The 24,364-nt window shown below is 73.2% G+C and carries 22 protein-coding genes; 5 read left to right on the plus strand and 17 right to left on the minus strand.

Annotated elements, in window-relative coordinates; genetic code table 11:
• Positions 1 to 517: 517 nt before the first annotated feature.
• Complete coding sequence (locus OG552_RS07105) at positions 518 to 1,486, minus strand: LLM class flavin-dependent oxidoreductase (protein WP_329140612.1); 969 nt, start codon at positions 1,484 to 1,486, stop codon at positions 518 to 520.
• Positions 1,487 to 2,532: 1,046 nt separating this feature from the next.
• Entirely contained in the window at positions 2,533 to 3,765 is a 1,233-nt protein-coding gene (locus OG552_RS07110; protein ID WP_329130381.1) for a DUF5685 family protein, read from the minus strand.
• 294 nt (positions 3,766 to 4,059) lie between these two features.
• On the opposite strand from OG552_RS07110, the gene OG552_RS07115 reads away from it, so the two are divergent.
• The gene (locus tag OG552_RS07115) at positions 4,060 to 4,503 is read left to right on the plus strand and encodes a cell division protein SepF (protein WP_329130383.1); all 444 of its coding nucleotides are present in this window, start codon (positions 4,060 to 4,062) and stop codon (positions 4,501 to 4,503) included.
• A gap of 218 nt (positions 4,504 to 4,721) precedes the next feature.
• Here the strand turns inward: OG552_RS07115 and OG552_RS07120 are convergent, their stop codons facing one another.
• Together OG552_RS07120 and OG552_RS07125 are read right to left on the minus strand one after the other, a co-directional pair.
• Positions 4,722 to 5,933, minus strand: a complete 1,212-nt coding sequence (locus OG552_RS07120) for an acyl-CoA dehydrogenase family protein (protein WP_329130385.1) — start codon at positions 5,931 to 5,933, stop codon at positions 4,722 to 4,724.
• Positions 5,934 to 5,997: 64 nt separating this feature from the next.
• Positions 5,998 to 7,581, minus strand: coding sequence for an MFS transporter (locus OG552_RS07125; protein WP_329130388.1), 1,584 nt, complete (start codon positions 7,579 to 7,581; stop codon positions 5,998 to 6,000).
• 303 nt (positions 7,582 to 7,884) lie between these two features.
• On the opposite strand from OG552_RS07125, the gene OG552_RS07130 reads away from it, so the two are divergent.
• A complete protein-coding gene (locus OG552_RS07130) occupies positions 7,885 to 8,910 on the plus strand; it encodes a phosphatase PAP2 family protein (RefSeq protein ID WP_329130390.1) in 1,026 nt (341 codons plus the stop codon).
• A gap of 47 nt (positions 8,911 to 8,957) precedes the next feature.
• Here OG552_RS07130 and OG552_RS07135 read toward each other — a convergent pair whose 3' ends face one another.
• The 4 genes from OG552_RS07135 to OG552_RS07150 form a co-directional block, all read right to left on the minus strand.
• Positions 8,958 to 9,176, minus strand: coding sequence for a proteinase inhibitor I78 (locus tag OG552_RS07135; RefSeq protein ID WP_329130392.1), 219 nt, complete (start codon positions 9,174 to 9,176; stop codon positions 8,958 to 8,960).
• A gap of 151 nt (positions 9,177 to 9,327) precedes the next feature.
• Positions 9,328 to 10,593, minus strand: coding sequence for a glycosyltransferase family 4 protein (locus OG552_RS07140; RefSeq protein ID WP_329130394.1), 1,266 nt, complete (start codon positions 10,591 to 10,593; stop codon positions 9,328 to 9,330).
• 132 nt (positions 10,594 to 10,725) lie between these two features.
• On the minus strand, positions 10,726 to 11,439 hold the full coding sequence (locus OG552_RS07145) for a LysM peptidoglycan-binding domain-containing protein (protein WP_329130396.1): 714 nt from the start codon (positions 11,437 to 11,439) through the stop codon (positions 10,726 to 10,728).
• A 247-nt stretch (positions 11,440 to 11,686) separates the two neighbouring features.
• Positions 11,687 to 12,346: a transglycosylase family protein gene (locus OG552_RS07150; RefSeq protein WP_329130398.1), complete on the minus strand. Its 660-nt coding sequence runs from the start codon at positions 12,344 to 12,346 to the stop codon at positions 11,687 to 11,689.
• Positions 12,347 to 12,792: 446 nt separating this feature from the next.
• Here OG552_RS07150 and OG552_RS07155 point away from each other — a divergent pair, with 446 nt between their 5' ends.
• On the plus strand, positions 12,793 to 13,614 hold the full coding sequence (locus OG552_RS07155; protein ID WP_329130400.1) for a hypothetical protein: 822 nt from the start codon (positions 12,793 to 12,795) through the stop codon (positions 13,612 to 13,614).
• Positions 13,615 to 13,864: 250 nt separating this feature from the next.
• The gene (locus tag OG552_RS07160; protein ID WP_329130402.1) at positions 13,865 to 14,095 is read left to right on the plus strand and encodes a hypothetical protein; all 231 of its coding nucleotides are present in this window, start codon (positions 13,865 to 13,867) and stop codon (positions 14,093 to 14,095) included.
• A 52-nt stretch (positions 14,096 to 14,147) separates the two neighbouring features.
• On the opposite strand, the gene der is transcribed toward OG552_RS07160, so the two are convergent.
• From der to OG552_RS07180, 4 genes are all read right to left on the minus strand, one after another.
• Complete coding sequence (gene der / locus OG552_RS07165) at positions 14,148 to 15,605, minus strand: ribosome biogenesis GTPase Der (protein WP_329130405.1); 1,458 nt, start codon at positions 15,603 to 15,605, stop codon at positions 14,148 to 14,150.
• Positions 15,606 to 15,731: 126 nt separating this feature from the next.
• Entirely contained in the window at positions 15,732 to 16,316 is a 585-nt protein-coding gene (locus tag OG552_RS07170) for a lysophospholipid acyltransferase family protein (protein ID WP_329140614.1), read from the minus strand.
• A 71-nt stretch (positions 16,317 to 16,387) separates the two neighbouring features.
• Positions 16,388 to 17,083: a (d)CMP kinase gene (gene cmk / locus OG552_RS07175; protein ID WP_329130407.1), complete on the minus strand. Its 696-nt coding sequence runs from the start codon at positions 17,081 to 17,083 to the stop codon at positions 16,388 to 16,390.
• A gap of 185 nt (positions 17,084 to 17,268) precedes the next feature.
• Positions 17,269 to 18,357, minus strand: a complete 1,089-nt coding sequence (locus OG552_RS07180; RefSeq protein WP_329130409.1) for a prephenate dehydrogenase — start codon at positions 18,355 to 18,357, stop codon at positions 17,269 to 17,271.
• A 269-nt stretch (positions 18,358 to 18,626) separates the two neighbouring features.
• On the opposite strand from OG552_RS07180, the gene OG552_RS07185 reads away from it, so the two are divergent.
• Positions 18,627 to 19,358 (plus strand): nucleotidyltransferase domain-containing protein, encoded by a 732-nt coding sequence (locus tag OG552_RS07185; RefSeq protein WP_329130411.1) that lies wholly within the window; start codon positions 18,627 to 18,629, stop codon positions 19,356 to 19,358.
• Here the strand turns inward: OG552_RS07185 and OG552_RS07190 are convergent.
• From OG552_RS07190 to OG552_RS07210, 5 genes are all read right to left on the minus strand, one after another.
• Entirely contained in the window at positions 19,311 to 20,339 is a 1,029-nt protein-coding gene (locus OG552_RS07190; protein ID WP_329130413.1) for an ADP-ribosylglycohydrolase family protein, read from the minus strand. The genes OG552_RS07185 and OG552_RS07190 overlap by 48 nt on opposite strands.
• Positions 20,336 to 21,121 (minus strand): nucleotidyltransferase domain-containing protein, encoded by a 786-nt coding sequence (locus tag OG552_RS07195; RefSeq protein ID WP_329130415.1) that lies wholly within the window; start codon positions 21,119 to 21,121, stop codon positions 20,336 to 20,338. Before OG552_RS07195 ends, OG552_RS07190 begins: the two co-directional genes overlap by 4 nt.
• Before the next feature lie 87 nt (positions 21,122 to 21,208).
• Complete coding sequence (locus tag OG552_RS07200; RefSeq protein ID WP_329130417.1) at positions 21,209 to 22,420, minus strand: pseudouridine synthase; 1,212 nt, start codon at positions 22,418 to 22,420, stop codon at positions 21,209 to 21,211.
• Positions 22,420 to 23,136 (minus strand): SMC-Scp complex subunit ScpB, encoded by a 717-nt coding sequence (scpB, locus tag OG552_RS07205; RefSeq protein WP_329130419.1) that lies wholly within the window; start codon positions 23,134 to 23,136, stop codon positions 22,420 to 22,422. The genes OG552_RS07200 and scpB overlap by 1 nt, the downstream gene beginning before the upstream one ends.
• A complete protein-coding gene (locus OG552_RS07210; RefSeq protein WP_329130421.1) occupies positions 23,133 to 24,305 on the minus strand; it encodes a segregation and condensation protein A in 1,173 nt (390 codons plus the stop codon). Before OG552_RS07210 ends, scpB begins: the two co-directional genes overlap by 4 nt.
• Between the last annotated feature and the right edge of the window lie 59 nt (positions 24,306 to 24,364).

Consider the following 24,364-nt stretch of genomic DNA (forward strand, 5'->3'; position numbering starts at 1 on the left):
GACCTCACAGGCAACACACAAGAGGGCGTTTCGGCCCGGAACCCGGCGGGAGTTCGGCCGGAAGATCAGCCGGATGCCCCGGGCGCCGCACAATGCGCAGGCCGGGCGGAGTGCGGCCCCGGCGGCCGAAGGGGGCGGTAGGGCGGCGGAAAATGACGTCGGGTCAGGGTGTCTCAGGCCGTCTCACCCACTGAGAATCCGCCGCTCCTCCGGCCCCTCGCGGGAGACCGCGGTGGGCGGCCGGAGGGCGCGAGCGGACGGACGGACGCGGGCCGCGGGAACACTGGGGGGCAGCGCCGTACGGTTCGGGTCCACGGTCACCGGGCCGCACGGCGCCGGGGTCGGCACGGACCGGAAAACGGAATCGGATCGGAACCGGAAGAAGGTCTGCGCACGCGTCGCCGACAGGGGCGGCGGACGGGCCGGCGGTCCGCTCCGGCCGCTTCGTCCGCTCCGCCACGGCCCGCGCGTCCGGTCGCCTGCTCGCCCGCTCGGGCCGGGAGACCCTTCCGCACAGTCACCGTCGGAACGGTTGCCCGGGGGGTGCCGGATGCGGGACGGGCCGCCGCAGGGCGAGGTGCTCCCGCAGCGTCGCGCCCGGGTGGAAAGAACGGAAGAGGCCCCGGTGCTGGAGCAGCGCCACCGTGCCGTTGACAAAACGTTCCAGGTCGCGGCGTGGCTCAACCGGCCGCACGTGGAAGCCGTCCACCGCGCCGGACCGCTGCCAGTCCGCGATGAGGTCGGCCAGGTCGACCGGTCCGCCGCTGAAGAGCACGCCGCCCGTGCCGTCGGGAGCGGGGGAGCTGTCGGCGCCAGGTTCGGGACCGAGTTCGCCGCCGCCGAGGTCGATGGCGAGTTCACCGAGCACCAGCAGCCGGTCCGGGTCGCGGCCCGCCTCCATCGCGAGCCGGCGCAGGTCGTTCCGTATCAGCAGCGCCTGGTCCGGACGGGCGGCCCGGACGAAGGCGACGTCCGCGTGCCGGGCCGCGGTGGTCCTGGCCGCGGGTTCTGTGGCGTCCACCGCGATCACCGGCCGGCCCTGCGGCGTCCGCGAACCGGCGCCGCCGGCAAGGTCACCGTCCGCGTCCCACGCGAGGGAGACCGCAGCGGCCACTTCGTCCGCGTGCCGCCACCGCGCCTCGGCCCGCTCGGCCCTGCCCCGTCCCGCCGCCGCGCCCGGCACGGCCAGCGCCCATCCGGCCCGGCCCTGGCTCACCCGGTCCAGAGCGGCGACCGCGAGGGCGAGTTCGGCCGGAGGTGCGGAGGAGGCCGCCAGCGCCGGCACCACGCCGACCCGGTCGGTGGCCGGCGCGAGCCGGGTGAGGACCGCGAGGGCGTCGTCGCCGCTGTCACCCTCTCCCCCGGCCAGCGTCACGAAATCCAGCGCCCCGCGCTCAGCAAGCCGGACCAGCTCCAGATAGGACCCAGCGGGCTCCTCCCCACCGTCGATCGCAGCGGCCAGATGAAGCGTCCGGGTCCGCCGCAGCGGCCACGCGGCCGCCCCCGGCGCACCAGAAGCCGGCGCCCCCGCCGAAGCCGCCGGCACGTTCCGCTCAACCGCCGCACCCGGCACGGCATGAGCCGCCGACCCCGCCGAACCGTCCGGCCCACTCGCCGCAGCCACCCCGGCAGGAGCCGCAGGCGCAGCCGGCACCGCAGAAGGCTCAGGCACCGCCGACGCAACCGGCACCACCGAGGCGTCCGGCGCAGACGACTCCGCAACAGCCGCGGGCACCGTCGGCACGGCCAGCGCAACCGGCACCGCTGAAGCGGCTGGCACAGACGGCACCGCAAGAGCCGCAGGCACCGCAGAAGCCGCCGATGCAACCGGCACCACCGAGGCGGTCGGCGCAGTAGGCGCAGCCGACACTCCGGAACGGGCAGGCACCGCCGAAGCAGTCAGCCCGGTCGACACCGCGGAAGCCGCAGGCACCGTCGGCACGGCCCGCCCAACCGGGACCGCCGAAGCGGCCGGCGCGAACCGCACCGCAGGAGCCGCAGGCACCGTCGGCGCAGCCGAGGCCGCGGGCATCGGCGAGGCGGGCGGCGCTGGCACCGCGGACGGCGGCGGGGTGGGGAGGGGGGAAATATCAGCACGCATGCGAAGGCTCCGTGGACACGCGGAAGAGGCGGAGGACGCCTTCACACAGTTGCCGCGTCCCTCAACGCGGCTGGGGCCCCGGGGGCCTTGACATGAGGCTATGCCGACGCCGTCGGCGACTGTCAAGCGTGTCCGGTCCGTGGACACGCGTCTCAGCTCGGTTGACGGATCGCCCGCCCGGCTGCTGCACTGTCCGCATGCGCAGCTGTCAGCTGGTCACCCGCGATCACATCGACTTCGGTCGGGTGTGGTCGGCCGCGTGTTGTAGCCGCTGACCACCTCCGACAGACGCCCGACGGACCGGCGTCCCCGCCGGCCGGCGGATCGTCGTTCCGTCGCCTTCACACAGGCACCCGATCGTTCGGCAGCTCCGGCCCCTCCCTCGGGCCACCCCACCGCAGAGCGCGGCCCGGCTCACCACCGGCCGGCCATCAGGCCCCGCAGTTGAGACATTCGCAGCACTCACAGCAGTCACAACAATCGCAGCAGTCGCCGTCACAGCTGCCGCACCAGGAGTCCCGGCGCTGCCCGCTCCAGGCGTCGTCGTGCTCACGGCAGCACAGTTCGCAGGTGCAGCACATGCCCGTGTAGACCAGGCACCCCATCAGCAGTCCGCGCCGCCGCGGCGGTTCCGGCGGCGGAAATCCGCCGGGGCCGCCGGGGCCGCCCGGTGCGTACGGACTGCGCCCGGGGTCCTGCGGCGCGTACGGACTCCCGCGGAACGGGTTGCCCGGCGGCGGCAGCTGGGCCGCCCGGTGGGTGCACCCGCCGGTGCCGAAGGCCCGGTCCACCGACCGTCCCAGCTCGTGGACGAGCAGCACATGCGCCAGCCGCCCGGCCGCCGGGTCGGCGAACTCGGTGTCGTGCAGGGCGAGCCGGATGCCGTGCCGGGCGTCGTCGCAGAGCCGCCGCGCCTCGGCCAGGCCGGTACCGGTCGCGGTGAGCGGGTTCCAGGCACCGGTGCCGGTGTCGTCGGCGAGATCCTCGACCGCGTCCAGGAGATGGGCGAGCCGGCCGAAGAGCCGGCCCGCTTCCGCCAGCGGTGCCAGGTTGCCGGGCCGCCCGGTGAGGACGGCGGTGTGCGCGAAGGCCGCCGCGGTCGCCGTTTCGGTGGGTTCGGTGACGGTGAGCAGCGGGGTGCCGGGCCCGGCCGCCGCCTCGATCCCGCCCTGCCGGCCGACCGCGTCGAGCAGCACGGCGGTGTCGAAACCGACGGCTTCCCCGCCGCGCGCGCCGGCCCGGTCCCAGCGGCGGGCGACGGTACGGGCCGCCGCGGCGACCGGCCGCCGGCCGAACGCGCCGTCCCGGTCGTCGACATGGTCACGTATCTTCGCCGAGGCGAGCACCAGCGAGACCGCCGCGGCGAGCCGGGCACCCTCCCCCGTGGCGACCTGTGCGGTACGCATCCCCCGCAGCGGGCACGGGCCCGCGGTGCGCAGCCGGCCGCCGGGCGTACGCCGCCCGCCGTCGTGCGCGGTGGACACCGGAGGGGACTGAGCCTCCGTCAGGACCGATATGACCAGTCCGTCATAGTTGGTTGCGATACGGGCGAACTGTCCGTGGCCGTCCCGCAGTGCCAGGCAGAGCCCGCACAGATGGGCGAGCCAGGACGCCGCCATCCCCTCTGACATGCGGTGACGACACGGTCTGATGATGCCGAACATGCCCACGTACCCCCGTCGAGCCGGCTACTTCACAGCGGCGGTCATGTTATCGGCCTGCCAACACGGGGCAGGGTACGGCCGTACGGCCCTGCGAATCACCCGCACGTGGAGCAAGTTCCCATCGATCCGTCACCCCGCTTACCCCTGCCGCGGCTTGACGGTGCGCCACTATCGTGTGTGCCAGTACCGTCACAAGTCGCCTGAGTGGCGGCAATCCGCATGGCAGAGAATCCACGTCATGGACGACCATAGGAACAGCGGACGGTACGACCGCGTGTGAGAGAGGAGGCGTCCATGGGTTCGGTACGACGGGCGAGTGCCTGGCTGGGCCTCGTCGACGACAACGGCGGCGAGGGTTACTACGACGAGGAGTACGCCGACTACGGCGAGGGCTCCGAGCGTGCCGACACCTGGGTGACCGACCCACGGGTGCGGGTGGCCAGCGAGTCCGCCGAGGAGCAGGGCCGCCGGATCGCCACCGTCACCCCGGACGGTTTCCGGGACGCGCGCGGCATCGGGGAGCTCTTCCGGGACGGCGTACCGGTGATCGTCAACCTCACCGGCATGGATTCGGCCGACGCCAAGCGCGTCGTCGACTTCGCGGCCGGGCTCACCTTCGGTCTGCGCGGCTCCATCGAGCGGGTGGCCACCCGGGTCTTCCTGCTGACCCCGGCCGACTACTCGGTGATGAACGCGGACTCCCGCCGTGGCGGGGACGGCTTCTTCAACCAGTCGTGACCCGAGGGGACTCCGGATGACAGAACAGGCCGAACCACCCCACCCGGGGTACGGGGACCGCTCCCCGGAAGACGGCGGCGACCGGTCGTGAGGGCGGCTTCGCGTGATGGAGTCACGCGAAGCCGCCCCCACGCCGCGCGGACGCCCCAACGCCGTGCCCGCCCCCGAAGGCCGCGCCGCCACCCGCACGCCGCGCCGCGCCCCACGCCGCGACCCGCTCAGCCGCGGAAGGCGTCGAGCCCGGTGAGCGCCTTGCCCAGGACCAGCTGGTGCATCTCCACCGTGCCCTCGTAGGTGAGCACGGACTCCAGATTCGTCGCGTGCCGCATCACCGGGTACTCCAGCGAGATCCCGTTGGCCCCCAGGATCGTGCGGGCGGTGCGGCAGATCCCGATCGCCTCGCGGACGTTGTTGAGCTTGCCGAAGCTGACCTGCTCGGGGCGCAGCCGGCCGGCGTCCATCCGTCCGCCCAGGTGGTGGGCGAGCAGGATCCCCTTGTGCAGTTCCACCGCCATGTCGGCGAGCTTGGCCTGGGTGAGCTGGAAGCCGGCGATCGGCCGGCCGAACTGCTCCCGGCCCTTGGCGTACTCCAGCGCCGCCTCGAAGCAGGAGCGGGCCGCACCCATCGCGCCCCACACGATGCCGTAGCGCGCGTGGCTGAGACAGCTCAGCGGGCCGCGCAGTCCGACGGCCTCGGGGAGGACCGCGTCGGCGGGCAGCCGTACGCCGTCCAGCACCAGTTCGCTGGTGACGGAGGCCCGCAGGCTCCACTTGTGGTGGATCTCGGGGGCGGTGAAGCCGGGGGTGCCGGCCGGCACCAGGAAGCCGCGGACCCCCTCCTCGGTCTGCGCCCAGACCACAGCGACACCGGCCAGCGAACCGTTGGTGATCCACATCTTGCGGCCGTCCAGCACCCAGTCGGTGCCGTCGCGCTTGGCGTACGTCCGCATCCCGGCGGGATCGGAGCCGTGGTCGGGTTCGGTGAGCCCGAAGCAGCCGATCACCTCGCCGGCCGCCATCGGCGGCAGCCAGCGCTCCTTCTGTTCGGGTGAGCCGTAGCGGTGGATTGCATACATCGCCAGCGAACCCTGGACCGAGACCAGGGAGCGGATGCCGGAGTCGGCGGCCTCCAGTTCCAGGCAGGCCAGGCCGTACTGCACCGCGCTGGCGCCCGCGCAGCCGTAGCCGGTCAGCGGCATGCCGAGCGCTCCGATGGAGCCGAGTTCGCGGGCGAGTTCGCGGGCCGCGGGGAGTTCGCCTGCCTCGTACCAGCCGGCGACATGGGGCAGCACCCGGTCGGCGGCCCATGCCCGTACGGTGTCGCGGACCGCCCGGTCCTCCTCGGTGAGCAGGTCGTCCAGGCCCAGCGGGTCGTACGGATCGAAGGACGGCCTGGACGCGGGTGCGGGGGATGCGGGGGATGCGGACATGGCTGGACCTCCGGCCCGGAAACGAGCAGTGGTAGCAGCGGCGGCTCGGCGCCGACGTTACGGCTCACTCCCCCGTGCGTCCAGAGCGTACGGCCGCGGCCTGTCCCTGGCGCGCCGTGTGCGGCGGGCCGGCCGCCGCCGGGGTGCCGTCCTCGGGTCTCTCGCACTCCATCACCCGGGGCAGCCGCATCGCCGCGCACGCCCCACCGACCAGCAGCACCGCGCTGACCAGCAACGTCATATGCATGCCGTGCACATAGGAGTGCCGGGCGGCCTGCCGCAGGGCGGCTCCCGACCCGCCGCCCAGCCGGTCGGCGACGTCGTACGCCTCGCCGAGCGACTTCCCTGCGGCGGCGTTGTCGGCGCTGCTCACTCCGGCGGCGTGCGGGCCGTAGGCGGCGTTCATCACCGTGCCGAGCAGCGCGATGCCAAGACCCGCGCCGAGCTGGTACGAGGTCTCGCCGATCGCGGCGGCGCCACCCGCCTGGTGCGCGGGGACCTCGCTGAGCATCGACTCGTAGGCGCCGAAGAGCGTGGTCTCCAGGCCGAACCCGAGCAGGACGAAGGCGGCGGTCAGCAGGCCCGGGCGGTCGGTCTGGCCCATTCCGGTCAAGGTGAGCACGGCCAGCGCGGTGAGCAGGAAGCCGACCCCGACGGTACGGCGGGGTCCGAAACGCCGCAGCAGCCGGGCGCCGGCAAGGCCCGCCGCCATCGCGGCGAAGGTGAGCGGCAGCAGTCGCAGCCCGGTCTGCAGGGGGCTCAGGCCGAGCACGAGCTGGAGGTACTGCACGGCGACGAGTTCCAGGCCGACCAGCGCCAGCATGGCCAGCACGATGCAGCCGACCGAGGTCGAGAAGGCGATCCGGGAGAACATCGTCACATCGACAAGGGGATGCGGATGCCGGCGCTGGCGGCGGACGAAGAGGACCAGGAGGACCGCGCCGGCCAGCAGCGGAACACCGACGGAGGTGTCCATCGGGGCGGCGCCCGCGCCGATGCGTTTGACCGCGAAGACCACGCCGAGCAGACCGGCCGCCGCGGTGACGGCGCCGAGTACGTCCCAGGGCCCGTCGCAGGCGCCGCGCGACTCCGGCAGCAGCAGCCGGCCGAGCGGCAGCATCACCGCCATCAGCGGGATGTTGACCAGGAAGACCGAGCCCCACCAGAAGTGCTCGACCAGGAAGCCGCCGAGCACCGGCCCGACCGCGGCGCCGACCGCGGCGACCGCGCTCCACAGGCCGATGGCCATCGCCCGCTCGCGCCGGTCGGGGAAGACCTGCCGCAGGATCGACAGTGTGGCCGGCATGATCATGGCGCCACCGGCGCCGAGCAGCGCCCGGGCCGCGATCAGCGCGTGCGGGCCGGGTGCGAAGGCCGCCGCCGCGGAGGCGGCGCCGAAGAGCGCGTACCCGGTCAACAGCACCCGGCGGCGGCCGATACGGTCCCCCAGCGTGCCGAAGAGGATCAGCAGGGAGGCGGCGATCAGCGGGTACACGTCGACGATCCAGAGGAGCTCCTGGCCGCCGGGGTGCAGGTCCTCGGTGAGCGCGGGCACCGCGACGTGCAGGACGGTGGCGTCCAGCGCCACGACGAGCAGGCTGACGCAGAGCAGGACCAGTACGGTCCACCGGCTGACCGGTCGCGTCACAGGCCCACCTCCACGAACGAGTGAAACAGCAGCGTACGTGAGGCTCGAACGTCCCTCCGGCCTCCGGCGGCGGCCCGTCCGGCTATCGGCAGGGAAACATCGCAGAAAGTCCGGGGAAATAAGAAATAAATAAGAAGCCGACAGTGTGAGTATCAACACCCGAACATAAACTCCACGGGCTTCCCGCATTCACCCCAATCCGGCCGCTCCAAAGGGCCCGTGAGACCGACTCCACATCACATCGTCATTACAAAGCGGTCCGTTCCGCCGATCCATGCCGTCACACGCTGTAACGTCGATTAAGTGCGTACCGATGAGAGGCTTCACCCCACGGTGGAGCGCCCGACCAGACGGGGTCTGCCGCGTATGAGCCGAACACGCGTCTGGTTGTTGGGACTGACGCTTGCGGCTTACGTGGCGATCGTCGTCGGCGTTGTGACCACCTCCAAACTGGTGACGCTCGACTGGCAGGTCATGCTCTGGCGGCCCTACAAGCAATGGCCGCAAATCCACGCGTTCCTGGACTATTTCGTGGTGCTCGGTCAGCGCGGTCCCACCGCGGTGATAGTGCTCGCCTGGCTCGGCTGGCGCGCCTGGCGCCGCCGGACCCTGCACCCCCTGCTGGTGCTCGGCACCTCCCTCCTCTTGCTCAACGTCACCGTGGGCGCCGTGAAATACGGCCTCGGACGGCTCGGCCCGCATTACGCGACGACCGTCGGATCCTCGGAGATGTTCGCCGGCGGGGATATATTTCCGTCCGGCCACACCGCCAACGCGGTGGTGACCTGGGGCGTACTCGCTTACCTGGCCACCACGCAGCGGGCCCAGCGGTGGGGATCGGTGGCCAGCGCGCTGCTCGCCCTCGGGGTGGGCGCGACGACCGTCTACCTCGGCACACACTGGGTCAGCGACGTGCTGCTCGGCTGGGCGGCCGGCCTGTTGATCCTGCTGGCCCTGCCGTGGTTCGAACCGATGATGGCGCGCGCGGAGGACTATCTGGTGGCCGGCTGGGCGCGGCTGCGGAAGGGTTCGCACCGGGGCACCACCCTCCCGGTGGCCGGTCCCTCGCTGGTGGGCCCCCGGGGTTCGGAGGAGACCGAGCCGAGCCGCGAGCCCGTCGGCGCGGGCACGGCGCAGAGCAGCAGCACGCAGGCGGGCGCCGTGGCGGCCGCCCCGCCGCCGTATCCTCCCGGCCGGCCCCCCGCCGGCCGCAACGAGCGCACGCCGCTCACCCCGGTCGGCAGCCGCCGGCCACCGGTCGACCGCACCGGCAGACCGGCGGCCCCGCTGGTCCAGCAGGCACGCGGCAGCCGGGGCAACGGCAGCTGACGCCGTCGTCGCGGGTCATTCGTACGGCCGGGTCGCGCGGCTGCCGCTCAGCCGAGCCAGCAGCGCCGCACCCGGCCGTGGTCCACGGTGAAGTTCAGCCGTCCGGCCTGGTACTCCATCGTCACCACGCCGTCGGTCGGCAGCGTGCGGACCGTGGTCCAGCCGTGCTCACGGGCCCGCGCCACGGCCACCTCTTCCTCAAGGCCGGGATAGGCGTCCAGGTCGTCGTGCGGATTACTGGCGGAGAAGTTCCCTCGCGGCTCCATAGAGCCACCGTATGCGCCCCGGGCGCGGCTCGGGCGCTGCTCTGGCGTGAATACCGGTCGGTACCGCATGCGAGGTGCACACAATTCGCGCACATATTCCGCGCGGGATCTCCTGATCGCCGGCCCGGGGAAGCGGTCGGCGCCGGCTCGTTCAGGCGATGTGGCGCCTGACGTTGCGCACCGCCGCCCCGGCGGTGTCCGCCGCCGAGAGCACCGCGCCGAGCCCGCGCCCTGCTCCGGCGTACAGCCCGGCTCTGGCCCGGTGGCCGGGCCTGGCCCGCTCGGCGAGCAGTGCGCGGAAGAGCCGCAGATGGCGCTCGGCGATCAGCGCCGGGTCGTAGGCCCCGGCGGCGGTCAGCGCCGCCTGCCCCATCCGCCGCCGGCGGTCGTCGTCCTCGATCAGGGTCAGCAGCGCGGCGGTGATGGCCGCGGTGTCGCGCGGCGGCACCAGCAGACCGGTCACCCCGTGCCGGATGATCTCGCGTGGACCCAGCGGGCAGTCCGTGGAGACCACCGGGAGGCCGGCCCGCATGCCCTCGACGACGGTCATGCCGAAGGACTCGGTGGTGGAGGTGACCGCGAGCAGGGACGCCTTGGCGAGTTCGGGTTCCAGGTCGGCGACCGCACCCATCAAGGTGACGTGGTCGCCGAGACCGAGCTCGGTGATCAGCGCGGCCAGACTCGCCCGCCGCTCACCGCTGCCGTAGAGCCGCAGCGTCCAGTCGGGGCGGGCGGCACGGACACCGGCGAAGGCGCGGATCAGGTCGTCGTAGCGCTTGGCCTCGGTGAGCCGGCCCGCGGCGACCACCACGGGCGCGGTGCAGTCGGAGGGCGGGGTGGTCACGGCCGGCACCCCGTTGGGGATCGCGACGACCCGGGTGCCGGGCATCCTGCGGCGGTAGACCGCGGCGTCGGCGCGGGTGGTGGTGGTGACCGCGTCCAGGCCCGGGTAGCTGCGGCGCAGCGCGAGCACCAGCCGGGTGGAGTGGGTGTCGAGCGTCAGATGCTCCTGGGCGACCCGGACCAGGCGGCGCGGGGCCTGCCGGGCGAGGTGCACATTGAGGCCGGGCCGGGTGCCGATCACCACGTCGGTGTCCAGGGAGGTGAGGCAGTCCCCGATGAGTCCGTCGGTGAGCGCGCTGTACATCGCGTGCCGGCGGTCGGAGGCCGGGAAGATCGCGGAGGGCCGCTGCCGCCGCGGGTCGTCGCGGACACCGGCCGGGCTGTCCGGCCGCAGGTCGGCGAGATACCTCAGCCGGATCTGCGGGTGGTAGGTGAAGTGCGGTTCGTCACGGTCCCGGAAGACCGAGACCACCTCCACCTGGTGCGGGCCGGCGAGCCGGCCGGCGAGGGTGCAGACGGTGCGGATGGTGCCGCCGATGCCGTAGGCGTTGTTCAGCAAGAAGGCGATACGCATGATGGTCCGGGCCCCCGACTCCGATGTCCCCGAGCCGTCGGATCGCGCCGAGGGCCGGCGGGGCTCACCGCCGACCCTGGCAAGGATGTTTGATTCCTCAGCGGCCGCTGGGGGCCGCGGGGTCCGCGGGGATCAGGAGACGGTGAGGACGACTCCGGCGATCAGCCGGTCCGGGTCCGCGCCGATCAGTGCCTTGTTCAGCTCGTACAGGCGTGACCAGCCACCAGGGACGCCGTAGTCGTCGGCGATGCCGGAGAGCGTCTCGCCGCTCTGCACGGTGTGCACGAGGTGCTGGAAGCCGCTCAGGCCCAGTCCGCGGGAGCAGACCGGCCACGCTCCCCAGCCCTGCACCCGCAGCACCGCCTCGGCGACCGCGATCTGCTGGTCGGGGGTGGCGAGGTCGGCGCGGCCGGCGTACTTCAGACCGCCGAACTCCTCCCAGGTGGTCTGCCAGAACTGCAGCCCTCCGTAGTAGCCGTTGCCGGTGTTCACATGCCAGTTGCCGCTGCTCTCGCACAGGGCGATGTCGTCCCACACCGAGTGCTGACGGGCGAGCACCCGCGGGACGAACCCCTGCGGGCGGCCGATTCCCGCCGTGACCGGGAGCACCGCGGCGGCGCGAGCCGGTGGCGCGGCTGTCCGGTGGAGGGTGGTGGCGGCCTGCGCGGAGGGCGCAAGGAGCGGCAGCAGGGCTGCGGCGCCGAGTGCCGCGACGGCTGCCGCGGCCCGGACTCCGCGGCTGCGGACACCGGCCGGGGCACCTGCGCAGGGGCTGGCGGTCGTACGGTCGTCCGGCGCACTGTGACCGGCGGGGCCGCTCTGGCGTTTGTTCGACAGTTCGATCATCGGGCCACGCTAAGCACGCCTCCGCCCCGTAACGGTGGCAACACGACCCGGCGCGGAGCGTGCCCCACCCGGGTGGACCACACTCGGGCGGGGCACGGACAGGGCACCTGCGGGGCGGCTGGTCACCCGATGGGCGGCCGGGCGCTCACCCCGCCCGTCGCGGGCCCGGCGGCTCGGGTGCGAAGGACCCGGAGGGCAAGGACTCAACGGGCCCGGAGCACGCGGAGGAGCGGAGGACGCCGCCGGATCACCAGTCCGGCCACCACGCCGGCACCACGACCACCCTGTTCAGCGCCGTTCCGCGCACCTGCGCGCCGCGTGCGGTGCCGGCCATCGCCAGCGCCGCGCGTGCCGTGCCCCGGTCGGCCCGGGCGGGGGCGTGGGCGTACCGCGGCACCAGGCTGTTCTCGACGGTCAGTTCCTTCTTCGCGGGCTTGGCGCGCCGGGCCGGCGTGGCTGCCTCCGACGACTTCGCGGACTTCGCCGGCTTGGCGGGCTTCGCCGGCTTCGCGCTCTTGCCGTGCGACGCCGGCGGGCTGCCCGCGTCCGGGGCGGAGCCGTACGCGCCGGCCTTGCGGGCACACACCGGCCAGGCGCCCCAGCCGCTCGCCCGCTGCACCTTTGTCGCTATGGCGATCTGTTGCTCGCGGCTGGCCCGGTCGGCGGTGGACGCGTACGCGCCGCCGCCGTAGGACCGCCAGGTGGAGGCGGAGAACTGGAGCCCGCCGTAGTAGCCGTTGCCGGTGTTGATGTGCCAGTTGCCGCCGCTCTCGCACCGGGCGATCCGGTCCCACACGGCGCTGTCGGCCGCTGCCGCCCCGCCCGCGGTGGCCAGGACGGCCATCGGTGCGAGGGCGGCGGCCCCGGTGAGCAGTGCGGTATGCCGGTACTTGGAGCTCAACGCCATGGATTGCCTCTCCACGGACCCGGGGGTCCCCCGTCACTTCGTCAAAGAACGGGCGCCGCCTCCCTCATGAGGCGGCGCCCGTCCGAACCCGGGCGGTGCACTCTGCACACGGCGGGCGAATCTAGGCACGGCCACCGCAGCGGGGCAAACAATTCCTTTTCGCCGCAGGCCAGTTGGCGTTTACCGGCGGTAACAAGCGTCGGTTTACGACTCCTTGACGCGCGCGTATCGTCGTATGTACGGAAACTCCGGGCGCTGACCGTGAGTCACCTCACAGGCCCAATTCGCCCCGCCCATACGTTCGTTCGACGCTCGGTGAGCAAAACGGCCACATTCTCACCGACCGCGACAAGTGGTGGAATGAGATACACCACAAACCGTGACTCCTGCCACAGACCATCCGTTGTCACTCAGTGACCGCTGCACCGCACTTCAAGGAGACTCCCGTGGCGCCCCTGCTCGACGTGAGTGACGAGGTACGAGCCGAGATCGGCGAGGAGGAGACCGCGCGTCTCCTCACCGGCGAGAACGCGCCGGGCACTTATGACTGCACCTCCTGCCGCACCCCCGGGGACACCGGTCAGGAGCCCACCAGCACCGTGCTCTTCGTGGGCGACGAGACGGCCGTACTGGCCTTCGCCCATGCCGCCTGCATCCCGTCCCAGGTGGTGCCGGTCGCCGAGGCACAGCTGCAGGGCGCGGTGCGCAGCGCCGGGGCGGTGGCGGGCACCCCGGCCGACGCGGGCCCGCACAGCCACCACACCGCCCCTCAGGCACCCCCGGAGGCCGGGCCCCGGCAGGCCGTGCTGGGCATCACCTGCGGGCTGATCATCGTCGAGGACCAGCTCCGGCCGGCGCTCGTGGTCGAGCCGACCGGCCCGGTGTCCCGGGTGGGCTCCGAAAGCGGCGGCGACGACTTCCTGCCGCTGCTGATCGAGCAGGGCTTCGTACCGCAGCTCGATCTGGACGTGCGTCCTTCGCCGCTGAACGGGTGGTCGGTGCTGCTGGCGATGGGCAAGCTCCACGCCGTGCTGCAGCCCGGCGTGAACGGCGCCCCGGGCACCGCGTGGTGGCAGGCGCACCAGCCGCTCCAGGTGAGCGACGGCTGGCGGGCCGCGGTCAGCCGCAGCAACGAGGTGTACGTCTACGCCGGGCCGTCCGGCTCCATCGGCCGCCAGCCCCGCGAGGACCTGATGCGGGACGCGCTGGCGCGCGCCTGTTCCCGCGGCCGGCTGGTGGCCGCGACCATGCCGCTCGCGGGCACCTGAGCGGCATCCGGCGGCTGAGCCGCTGAGCCGCTGAGCCGCTGAGCCGCTGAGCCGCTGAGCGGGAACGACCCAGGGGGCGTGCACGGGAGTACCGTGCACGCCCCCTCGTCGTGCCGCGCATCCTTGAACCGGTCAAAGATGCGCAATTCAACCGGGCGGCCCGCATCCCGCGGGATCTCCCCTCGTTGGCAGATACGTGCACACCTTTGACGCCTCCGCCCGAGCCCCCTACCAGCGCTACATCCCGTCCATGCGCACCGCGCAGGACTCCGCAGGAGGCAGTGGCACCCCGATCTACGACGCGTTGTACTCCGAGTACCGCCGCCTCTTCCGTACCCTGCCGGGCGACCGCAGCGACGAGGAACAGCTGGACTTCAGCGGCATCGCCGCCTGGTACAGCGAGTATCAGCCGGGCGGGCGGCACCGCGGCAACGGCCCGGCGGCACTGCCGCCGGGCCGGGGTGACAACCGGCTCCGCTGAGCCGCCGGGGCCGTCCGCCGGCCGGGGAAGCAGGCGCCCGTCAAGGGCGCCGCTACTTCTTGCGGCCGCGCTTCTCCCGCACGCGCACCGACACCTGGATCGGGGTGCCCTCGAAGCCGAACTCCTCGCGCAGCCGGCGCTCCACGAAGCGCCGGTAGCCCGCCTCCAGGAAGCCGGAGGCGAAGAGCACGAACCGCGGCGGCCTGGTGCCCGCCTGCGTCCCGAAGAGGATCCGGGGCTGCTTGCCGCCGCGGATCGGGTGCGGGTGGCCGGCCACCAGCTCGCCGAGGAAGGCGTTGAGCCGCCCGGTGGGCACCCGGGTCTCCCAGCCGGCCAGCGCGGTCTCGATGGCCGGCACCAGCTTCTCCATGTGCCGGCCGGTACGCGCCGAGACATTGACCCGCGGCGCCCACTGCACCTGGACCAGGTCGCGCTCGATCTCCCGCTCCAGGTAGTAGCGGCGCTCCTCGTCCAGCAGGTCCCACTTGTTGTAGGCGATGACCACCGCCCGGCCCGCTTCGACGGCCATGGTGATGATCCGGGTGTCCTGCTCGGCCAGCGACTCGCTGCCGTCGATCAGGATGACCGCGACCTCGGCCTTCTCCAGCGCCGCAGCCGTCCGCAGGGAGGCGTAGTAGTCGGCGCCCTCGGCCAGGTGCACCCGGCGGCGGATGCCCGCGGTGTCGATGAACTTCCAGGTGACGCCGCCGAGTTCGATCAGTTCGTCGACCGGGTCACGGGTGGTGCCCGCAACCTCGTTGACGACCACCCGGTCGCTGCCCGCCACTCGGTTCAGCAGCGAGGACTTGCCGACGTTGGGGCGCCCGATCAGGGCCACCCGGCGCGGGCCGCCGACGGTGTCGCCGAACGACATCGCGGGCGCCTCGGGCAGGGCCTCCAAGATGGCGTCGAGCAGGTCGCCGGTGCCGCGGCCGTGCAGCGAGGAGACCGGGAAGGGCTCGCCGAGGCCGAGATTCCACAGCGCCGCCGCGTCCGCCTCGCCGGAGGGGCCGTCCACCTTGTTGGCGGCGAGGACGACCGGCTTGCCGGCCCGGCGTAGCAGCTTCACCACGGCCTCGTCGGTGTCGGTGGCGCCGACCGTGGAGTCCACCACGAAGACCACCGCGTCGGCGGCCTCGATGGCGAACTCGGCCTGCGCGGCGACCGAGGCGTCGATGCCGAGGACGTCCTGCTCCCAGCCGCCGGTGTCCACGATCTTGAAGCGGCGGCCGTTCCAGTTCGCCTCGTACGTGACCCGGTCGCGGGTGACGCCCGGCCGGTCCTCGACGACGGCCTCGCGGCGGCCGATGATCCGGTTCACCAGCGTCGACTTGCCGACATTGGGCCGGCCGACGACGGCCAGCACCGGCAGCGGGCCGTGGCCCGCCTCGGCGAGGTCACCGGCCACCTCGTCCAGATCGAGGCCCTCTTCGGCGGCGAGCTCCATGAACTCGGCGTATTCGGCGTCGCCGAGGGCGCCGATGTCGCCGTGCTCGTCCTGCTGGTCCATGAGGTCTCTCCGTCGGTCGGCGGTGGTGGCTGCCGTAACCAGTGTGGCGGCAACCGGAGCGGTTCCGCGGTCTGCGGCGCCCGGTGTGGGTTCAGGGGGCCCGGCCGGTATCGGCGGGCCGGGGGTTCAGCGGCCGGTGGTCCGCCTGGCGTCGGCCAGGTGCGCGGTCAGCCGCTCCTGGATGCGCGCGGTGGCGGCGTCCAGCGCGCTGCGGGTGCGGCGCCCGCTGCCGTCGCCCGCTTCGAAGGGTTCACCGAAGACGACGTCGATCCGGGCGCCCAGCGGTGGCAGCGCGCCGACCACCTTGCCCTTGCGGGCGCTGCCGAGCACCGCGACCGGCACCACGGGCGCGCCGGACCTGACCGCGAAGTACGCCAGGCCCGCCCGCAGCTGGGCGAAGTCGCCGACGCCGCGGGTGCCCTCGGGGAATATGCCGAGCACGCCGCCGCGCTCCAGGACGCCCAGCGCGTTGGCGATGGCGGTGCGGTCGACGCTGTCCCGGTCGATCTCGATCTGGCCGATGGAGCGCAGGAAGGGGTCGAGCGGGCCGACGAACGCCTGCTTCTTCACCAGGAAGTGGATCGGGCGGGGGGTGGTGCCGATCAGCATCGGGCCGTCGACGTTGTGGCTGTGGTTGCCGGCCAGGATCACCGGGCCGTGGGCGGGCACCCGCCAGGCGCCGAGCACCCGGGGCCGCCACAGGCCGTTCATCAGGCCGATCCCGATGCCGCGGGCGACAGCGGCGCCGCGCGGGCCCGGCGGCGCGGTGGCGTGCTGGGTGGTCACCGGGTCGCCCGCTTCTCCTCGACCAGCGTCACGACCTGCTCTATGACCTGCTCCAGGGTGAGCGCGGTGGTGTCGACCTCGATCGCGTCGTCGGCCTTGGCCAGCGGGGAGGTCTTGCGGCCGGAGTCGGCGGCGTCCCGGCGGATCAGCGCGGCCTGGGTGGCGGCGACGCTCTGGGCACCGTTCAGCTCGCCGCTGCGGCGGGCCGCGCGCGCCTCGGCGGACGCGGTGAGGAAGATCTTCACGGTGGCGCCGGGGAGCACGGTGGTGCCGATGTCGCGGCCCTCCACGACGATGCCGGCGGGGGCGGCGGCAGCGGCGCTGCGCTGATAGGCGACCATGCGGGCGCGCACCTCGGGCACCGCGCTGACCGCGCTGACCGCGGCGGTGACTTCCTGGGTGCGGATCGGGGCGGCCACGTCCACGCCGTCGACGCTGATCGCGGGGTCGCCGGGGTCGGTGCCGGAGACGATCACCGGCTTGTCCACGGCGTCGGCGACCGCGATGGGGTCGTGCACGTCCACGCCATTGCTGAGCATCCACCAGGTGATCGCCCGGTACTGGGCGCCGGTGTCCAGGTAGCTCAGCCCGAGCTTGGCGGCGACCGCCCTGGAGGTGCTGGACTTGCCCGTGCCGGAGGGGCCGTCGATGGCGACGATCACCGGGTTCACCGGACTTACCGGATTTTCCACAGGGGTGGACCTTCCTCGTGCACGTAACGTCGGGGGCGCGGGACTGCCCGGATCGGACGGGCACCCATCCCCCCAAGGTTACCGGCCATGCGGGGGACGGCGTGCCACGGGTTTCCCCCGCCCCTTGCGCGGCCCCGCGCACCGCCCGGCGCCGGGGCGCTCCCCGGGCTCCGGACCGGCCGGCCTCACGGCTGCCGCAGCGCCCACCCGCGCTCGCGCAGCGCCGCCGTCAGCTTCGGGGCGCTGCGCGGTTCGACCATGAGCTGGACGAGGCCCGCCTGCCGGCCGGTGGAGTGCTCGATACGGACGTCCTCGATGTTCACACCGGCCGCGCCCGCGTCGGCGAAGAGGCGGGCGAGTTCGCCGGGCTGGTCGCCGATGAGGACGGCGACGAGCTCGTACGGCTTGGGAGCGCTGCCGTGCTTGCCGGGCACCTTGGCACGGCCGGCCTTGCCGCGGCGGAGGACGTCCTCGATGCCGGCCGCGCCGCCGCTGCGCTTGTCGCCGTCGCCGCTCTCCAGGGCGCGCAGCGCGCTGACGGTCTCGGCGAGGTCGGTGGCGAGGTCGGCGAGGATGTCGGCGACCGGGCCCGGGTTGGCGGCCAGGATGTCCATCCACATGCCCGGCTCCGAGCCGGCGATCCGGGTCACATCCAGGATGCCCTGACCGCAGAGCCGTACGGCGGCCTCCTCGGCGTGCTCCAGCCGGGCCGCGACCAGGCTGGAGACGAGCTGCGGGGTGTGCGAGACCAGGGCCACCGCGCGGTCGTGCGCGTCGGCGTCCATCACCACCGGGACGGCCCGGCACAGGGCGACCAGTTCCAGCGCGAGGTTGAGCACCTCGGTGTCGGTGGCCGCGGTGGGGGTGAGCACCCAGGGACGCCCCTCGAAGAGGTCGGCGGTGGCCGCCAGCGGCCCGGAGCGCTCCCGGCCGGCCATCGGGTGCGTGCCGATGTAACGGCCGAGGTCGCAGCCGAGCGCCTCCAGCTCGCGGCGCGGGCCGCCCTTGACGCTGGCGACGTCGAGGTAGCCGCGGCCGAGCCCGCCGGAGATGGCGTCGGCGAGGGCGGCGGCGACGTGGGCCGGCGGCACCGCGACGATCACCAGGTCGACCGGGGCCCCGGGGCTGCCGGACGTGCCGGCGCCGAGCGCTTCGGCGGTACGGACCGCGGACTCGTCGTGGTCGGTGAGGTACACGTCGACGCCGCGGGCGGTGAGCGCGAGGGCGGCGGAGGTGCCCATCAGCCCGGTTCCGATGACGAGCGCGGTCCTCACTGTGGCGATCCTCACTGCACGGGGGCACACCGGAGCGGCGGCCCGGTGTCTGGCGGCGGTGTCCTGCGACGGACGTCCTGGCACACGCGCCCCGCGACAGCGGTCCCGCGGCGGTGTCCTGTGACAAAGGTAATGATGCGCGCCCGCGGGACCGGCCCGCGCCCGCAGGGCGAGACGCGGGTGTCCGCGGGCCCCGCCTGTCCCTCCGCTCCCCGCAGGAAGCAGCGGTTTCCCCGCGCCGTTCGTACGGCATGGCGATAATCGCCCTCATGCGCGACTCCCTGGGCCACGCCCTCGTCAGGGACCACACGGTCTACGCCTGTGTCATGGGCTCGCGCGCCTTCGGGCTCGCCACGGACGGCAGCGACACCGACCGGCGCGGGATCTTCGTGGCGCCGACCCCGCTGTTCTGGCGCTTCGAGAAGCCGCCGACCCATGTCACCGGGCCGCTGGACGAGCAGTTCTCCTGGGAGCTGGAGCGGTTCTGCGTGCTCGCGCTGCGGGCCAACCCCAATCTGCTGGAGTGCCTGCACTCACCGCTGGTGGAGTACGCCGACGCGACCGGCCGCGAACTGCTCGACCTGCGGGGGGCGTTCTTGTCCCGGCGGGCCGAGAGCAGCTTCCGCGGCTACGCGGCCCAGCAGCTGGGCAAGCTGGAGGCCGATCTGCGTACCCGCGGCGAGCTGCGCTGGAAGCACGCGATGCATCTGCTGCGGCTGCTGATCAGCTGCCGTGACCTGCTGCGGACCGGCCGGCTCACGGTGGACGTGGGCGAGCACCGTGAGCGGCTGCTGGCGGTGAAGCGGGGCGAGGTGGGCTGGGAGGAGTTCCAGGCGCGGATCCGTACGCTGCACGAGGAGACGGACGCCGCCGCGGCCCGGACGCCGCTGCCGCAGGAGCCGGACCGGGCCCGGGTGGAGGACTTCCTGCTCCGGGTCCGGCGCGCCTCCGCCTCAGCCCCGGTCGGTGTCCTGGTCCCAGAGTCCGCCCAGCGCCCGTAGCTCCTCGCCGTACTCGATCCGCTCCGCCCAGCGGGCCGGCCAGGCGTCCGCGCCCAGGTACGCGCCGGCGAAGGCCCCGGTCAGGCAGGCGATCGAGTCCGAGTCGCCGGAGCTGTAGGCGGCCCGCCGCAGCGCGGTCACCGGCTCCTCGGGGAAGAGCAGGAAGCAGAGCAGCCCGGTGGCGAACGCCTCCTCCGCCACCCACCCGGCCCCGGTGACCAGGCAGGGGTCGGCCTCCTCGTCCCGCTCCCGCAGTGCCTGCTCCAGGCGGACGAGCACCTGCGCGCACTCGTCCCAGCCGCGCTCGGCGAAGTGGGCGGGTGTGGGGTCCTGGGCGTACGTCCACAGGTCGCCGAGCCAGTACTCGTGGTAGTACGACCGGTTCGCGGCCACGTACTCCCGCAGCAGCGCGAGCAGTTCGCCGGGGCGGGCGCCTTCGGCGAGGAGCCGTACCGTGTACGCCGTCAGGTCGGACGCGGTGAGCCCGGTCGGGTGGCCATGGGTGAGGGCGGCCTGGAACTGGGCGATGCCGGAGCGGGTGCGCTCATCCGTCCCGGGGACGAGCGCGGCGGGCGCGACCCGCATATTGGCCCCGCAGCCCTTGGAGCCGGTCTGGCTGGCCTCCTGCCAGATCCGCCCCGGCCGGCTGAGCAGTTGGCACGCGACCATGCAGGTCCGGCCGGGGGCCCGGTTGTTCTCCGGGGAGCGCCACCACTCGACGTACTCCTCGCGCAGCGGCCCGAGCAGCCCCAGCGGTGTCAGCCGGCCGCGTTCCGAGGCGGTGCGCAGGGCCCGCGCGAAGGCGAGCGTCATCTGGGTGTCGTCGGTGACGATGGCGGGCCGCGGCAGCTCCATCCCCCGCCAGGGCCCGAACGTCGCCCCGATCATCGCCACCGTGTTGAACTCGGTCGGAAACCCGAGCGCGTCCCCGAGCGCGAGCCCGGTCATCACCCCACTCGCCGCCCGCTTCCCACCCTTCATACCCCCGCCTCCCGAACCCGCACGACGAAGTCATGCAGCGCGTCATAGCCCCCCACCCGCCCCGGCAACCCCGAACCGGCCTGCGCCTGGCTGAGGGCGGCGTGCAGGGCTTCGACGTCGGTACGCAGCCGGTCGGCGTCGAGAGCGCCGGCCGGACCGTGTTCGGCGTCCGCCTTGCGGGCGATCAGGTCCGGAAGATAGGCCGGGGCGTCGACGAGGGTGAGCAACGTCGGCAGATGCGCCTGGAGTTCGCCGGTACGCATCAGGTGGATACCGGTGAGCAGCACCCGGAAGGTGTAGAGCAGCGGCTTGAGTTCGCCGTTCTTCTCGTACAGCCGCCACTGGGTGTTGGCGAAGCCGCGGTAGTGGTGGGCGTGCTCGGAGGTGAGCACCCCCGGGGCCAGCGCGACGAGTTCGGCGTGCGCGTCGGTGGTCTGCACGACCAGCGGGGAGAGCAACTGCTCCAGCACGTAGCCATTGCGGCGCAGCATCATCCGGACGAACTTCAGCACGTCGTGCGTGACGAGGTCGAGGTCGAGGCCGTCACGGTCCCACATCCGGCTCTGGGTCGCCTCACCCTCACGCAGGCCGATCACCTCGCGCAGCGGCAGCAGGTGGACGCCGCGGAGGTCGATGTCGGAGTCGTGGGAGGGGAAGCCGTAGAGGTGGGCGCCGGAGATGGTGGTGAAGAGGAGGGGGTCGGGGCCGGCGAGGAGTTCGGGCAGTAGGGGGGTGAGGTCGGGGACGCCCGCGGCGGAGAGGGGGTCGGCTTGGATGGTCATGCTGTCATCCAAGCCGCCCGGAGCATCCGCACGCGAGAGGTTTCCCGCGTTCCGGTTCCGGGCCGGCAGGCCGCGGAACCGGTCGGGTCAGAGGTCGACCTCCTGCATCAGCATGCCGACCTCGGTGTTGGTCAGCCGGCGCAGCCAGCCGGACTTCTGGTCGCCCAGCGGGATCGGGCCGAAACTGGTACGGACCAGCTTGTCGACCGGGAAGCCGGCCTCGGCCAGCATCCGCCGCACGATGTGCTTGCGGCCCTCGTGCAGGGTGACCTCGACCAGGTAGTTCTTGCCGGTGTTCTGCACGATCCGGAAGTGGTCGGCGCGTGCCCACCCGTCCTCCAGCTCGATGCCGCTCTTGAGCTGCTTGCCGAGATCGCGGGGCAACGGGCCCTGGATCGCGGCGAGATACGTCTTCTGCACGCCGTACCGCGGGTGGGTCAGCCGGTGCGCGAGCTCGCCGTGGTTGGTGAGCAGGATCAGACCCTCGGTCTCGGTGTCCAGCCGCCCGACGTGGAAGAGCCGGGTCTCGCGGTTGGTGACGTAGTCGCCGAGGCACTGCCGCCCGTCGGGGTCCTCCATGGTGGAGACGACACCGGCCGGCTTGTTCAGCGCGAAGAAGAGATACGTCTGGGTGGCCACGGTCAGCCCGTCGACCTTGACCTCGTCGTGGTTGGTGTCCACCCGCAGGCCCTGCTCGGTGACGACCTTGCCGTTCACCTCGACCCGGCGCTGCTCGATCAGTTCCTCGCACGCGCGGCGGGAGCCCATGCCGGCCCTGGCGAGCACCTTCTGCAGACGCTCGCCCTCCTGCTCGGCGCCGGGGAAGGTCTTGGGCAGGTTCAGCTTGGGCTTGCTGTGCCGCTCCCGGTTGCGCTCCTCGATCTGGGCGTCCAGCTCGCGGGGGCGGGCCGGAAGGGTCCGGCCGCCGCGCTTGCCGCGGTTGCCTGGCTGACCCTCCGCCTTGGTGCGGGGCATGCCGCCGGGCCGGTTCGCGCCGGACTGGCCGGTGCTGCCGACGTCGTAGCGGCGCTCCTCCGGGCGCGGCTTGCTCGGGCGCTGCGGGCCCTGGCCCTGCGGCTGGGACTGGCCCTGCCCGCGGCCCCGGTCGTCGCCGCGGCGCTGGTCGCCGGCGCCACGCCGGTCCTGACCGCCACCGGACCCACGCCGGTCCTGACCGCCACCGGCGCCACGCCGGTCCTGACCGCCACCGGACCCACGCCGATCGGAGCCGCCGGTGCCACCGCCGCCGCCACCGCGGGAGTTCCGGCCGCCGCCGCTGTTCCTGTCGCTGCTTCGCATCAAGTTTCCGTAATCGAGGTGGTCACTACGTCGTCGTCCGGGGCATCGGGATCGAAGGACGGCAGCCCCTCCTGGGACTCCGCCTCGATCGCGTCCGCCTCCGGCAGGAACGGGGCGAGCTCCGGCAGCTCATCAAGGCTGCGCAGGCCCATACGTTCCAGGAAGTAGTTGGTCGTCCTGTACAGGATCGCACCTGTCTCGGGTTCCGTCCCACCTTCGGCCACCAGCCCCCGCTGGAGCAGGGTGCGCATCACACCGTCACAGTTCACGCCGCGCACCGCGGAGACCCGGGAGCGGCTGACCGGCTGACGGTACGCGACCACCGCCAATGTCTCCAGCGCGGCCTGCGTGAGACGGGCGTGCTGGCCGTCGAGCACGAACTTCTCCACCGCCGGGGCGAAGGCGGGCCGGGTGTAGAAACGCCAGCCGCCCGCCACCAGCCGCAGGTCGAAGCCGCGGTTCTCGCGGGTGTAGTCGTCGGAGAGTTCGCGCAGCGCCTTGGTGACGCTGCGGCGGGGGCGGTCGAGCACCTTGGCGAGGTGCTCCTCGGTGGCCGGTTCGTCGATCACCATCAGGACCGCTTCGAGAGCGGGCTTCAGCTCCAGCCGGGCCAGGTCCGCGGTGAGCAGGCCGGCCGGGGCCGGGGCGGTGCCCTCGGGTGTGCCCGGGTCCAGTTCCGCGGTGGCGGGTTCCGCCGGGTCGGCCGCCTGGGTCATCGCTCTTCTCCCTCGTCCTCGTCGTCGGTACGTCCCGCACCGCCGCCTGTGCCCGTGCCCGCGGCGCCGCCGGTCTTCTTGCCGCCCTCAGGTTCCGCGGCCGGCTCCCGGTCGAACTCGTCGGTCACCAGCGCGGCGGCCTCCTCGACGGCGGCGCCGGTCCAGCGGACCTGGAGGTCGCCGAGCGCCTCCTCCTGATCGAGCGTGATCGCCTTCTCGCGGTACAGCTCCAGCAGCGCGAGGAAGCGGGCGACCACGGTGAGGGTGTCCGGGGCGTCCCGGGTCAGCTCGCCGAAGCTGGCCACGCCGAGCGCCCGCAGTATCGCGATCACATGCTCGGCCTGCTCCCGTACGGACACCAGCGGGGCGTGGATGTGGTCCACGTAGACCTGCGGCTTCGGCTTGGGCTGCATCGCCTTCACCGCGAGCTGGGCGAACCGCTCGGGGCCGATGCTCAGCACGACCTCGGGCAGCAGCTCGGCGTGCTGCGGTTCCAGGCCGACGGTGCGGGGGTGGCGCAGTGCCTCCTGCTCCAGCCGTTCGGCGAAGATCGCGGCGATCTGCTTGTACGCGCGGTACTGCAGCAGCCGGGCGAAGAGCAGGTCCCGCGCCTCCAGCAGCGCCAGGTCCGCCTCGTCCTCCACTTCGGCGGACGGCAGCAGCCGGGCCGCCTTCAGGTCGAGCAAGGTGGCGGCGACCACCAGGAACTCGGTGGTCTGGTCGAGGTCCCAGTCCGGCCCCATCGCGTGGATGTACGCCATGAACTCGTTGGTGACCTTCGACAGTGCGACTTCGGTCACATCGAGCTTGTGCTTCGAGATCAACTGCAGCAGGAGGTCGAACGGCCCCTCGAAGTTCACCAGCCGCACGGTGAACCGGCCGCTGTCGGCGGCCTCACCGGGCGGTGCCGCGGAAGCGTCCGCGACCGCAGGTCCCGGCTCGTCCTGCGCCGGCGCGGCGGCCCCCTCCGGCACACCTGGCTCGACCGGTTCGACCGGTTCGGCCGGCTCGACCTGCTCGGCCGGCTCCACGAGGGGCGCGCCGACGTCCGGAACCGGCTCCGCCGTCGCGTGCTCCGTCGTCACCGGCTCCGCCGTCACGGGGCCGGGGTCGTCGGGGAGCGGCGCGGAGCCGCGTCCGAGCGGGCGGCGGGGGTGGGTGGGTGGCATCGGGGGTCCAAGGGGCGGGGAGGTCCAGGACCGCAGGCTATCCTCCCCGGGCGCCGGGG

Origin of the sequence: Streptomyces sp. NBC_01476, from assembly GCF_036227265.1 — a bacterium.
Classification (GTDB): domain Bacteria; phylum Actinomycetota; class Actinomycetes; order Streptomycetales; family Streptomycetaceae; genus Actinacidiphila.

What these genes read in the sequence shown, in the direction of transcription:
- OG552_RS07135 (WP_329130392.1), bottom strand. Translation starts at nt 9,176, where the DNA reads ATGGAGCCGCGAGGGAACTTCTCCGCCAGTAATCCGCACGACGACCTG.
- OG552_RS07120 (WP_329130385.1), bottom strand. Translation starts at nt 5,933, where the DNA reads ATGTCCGCATCCCCCGCATCCCCCGCACCCGCGTCCAGGCCGTCCTTC.
- OG552_RS07115 (WP_329130383.1), top strand. Translation starts at nt 4,060, where the DNA reads ATGGGTTCGGTACGACGGGCGAGTGCCTGGCTGGGCCTCGTCGACGAC.
- der (WP_329130405.1), bottom strand. Translation starts at nt 15,605, where the DNA reads ATGGACCAGCAGGACGAGCACGGCGACATCGGCGCCCTCGGCGACGCC.
- OG552_RS07170 (WP_329140614.1), bottom strand. Translation starts at nt 16,316, where the DNA reads ATGAACGGCCTGTGGCGGCCCCGGGTGCTCGGCGCCTGGCGGGTGCCC.
- OG552_RS07185 (WP_329130411.1), top strand. Translation starts at nt 18,627, where the DNA reads ATGCGCGACTCCCTGGGCCACGCCCTCGTCAGGGACCACACGGTCTAC.
- OG552_RS07210 (WP_329130421.1), bottom strand. Translation starts at nt 24,305, where the DNA reads ATGCCACCCACCCACCCCCGCCGCCCGCTCGGACGCGGCTCCGCGCCG.
- OG552_RS07160 (WP_329130402.1), top strand. Translation starts at nt 13,865, where the DNA reads ATGCGCACCGCGCAGGACTCCGCAGGAGGCAGTGGCACCCCGATCTAC.
- OG552_RS07140 (WP_329130394.1), bottom strand. Translation starts at nt 10,593, where the DNA reads ATGCGTATCGCCTTCTTGCTGAACAACGCCTACGGCATCGGCGGCACC.
- OG552_RS07200 (WP_329130417.1), bottom strand. Translation starts at nt 22,420, where the DNA reads ATGCGAAGCAGCGACAGGAACAGCGGCGGCGGCCGGAACTCCCGCGGT.
- OG552_RS07190 (WP_329130413.1), bottom strand. Translation starts at nt 20,339, where the DNA reads ATGAAGGGTGGGAAGCGGGCGGCGAGTGGGGTGATGACCGGGCTCGCG.
- OG552_RS07110 (WP_329130381.1), bottom strand. Translation starts at nt 3,765, where the DNA reads ATGTTCGGCATCATCAGACCGTGTCGTCACCGCATGTCAGAGGGGATG.
- scpB (WP_329130419.1), bottom strand. Translation starts at nt 23,136, where the DNA reads ATGACCCAGGCGGCCGACCCGGCGGAACCCGCCACCGCGGAACTGGAC.
- OG552_RS07145 (WP_329130396.1), bottom strand. Translation starts at nt 11,439, where the DNA reads ATGATCGAACTGTCGAACAAACGCCAGAGCGGCCCCGCCGGTCACAGT.
- OG552_RS07150 (WP_329130398.1), bottom strand. Translation starts at nt 12,346, where the DNA reads ATGGCGTTGAGCTCCAAGTACCGGCATACCGCACTGCTCACCGGGGCC.
- OG552_RS07195 (WP_329130415.1), bottom strand. Translation starts at nt 21,121, where the DNA reads ATGACCATCCAAGCCGACCCCCTCTCCGCCGCGGGCGTCCCCGACCTC.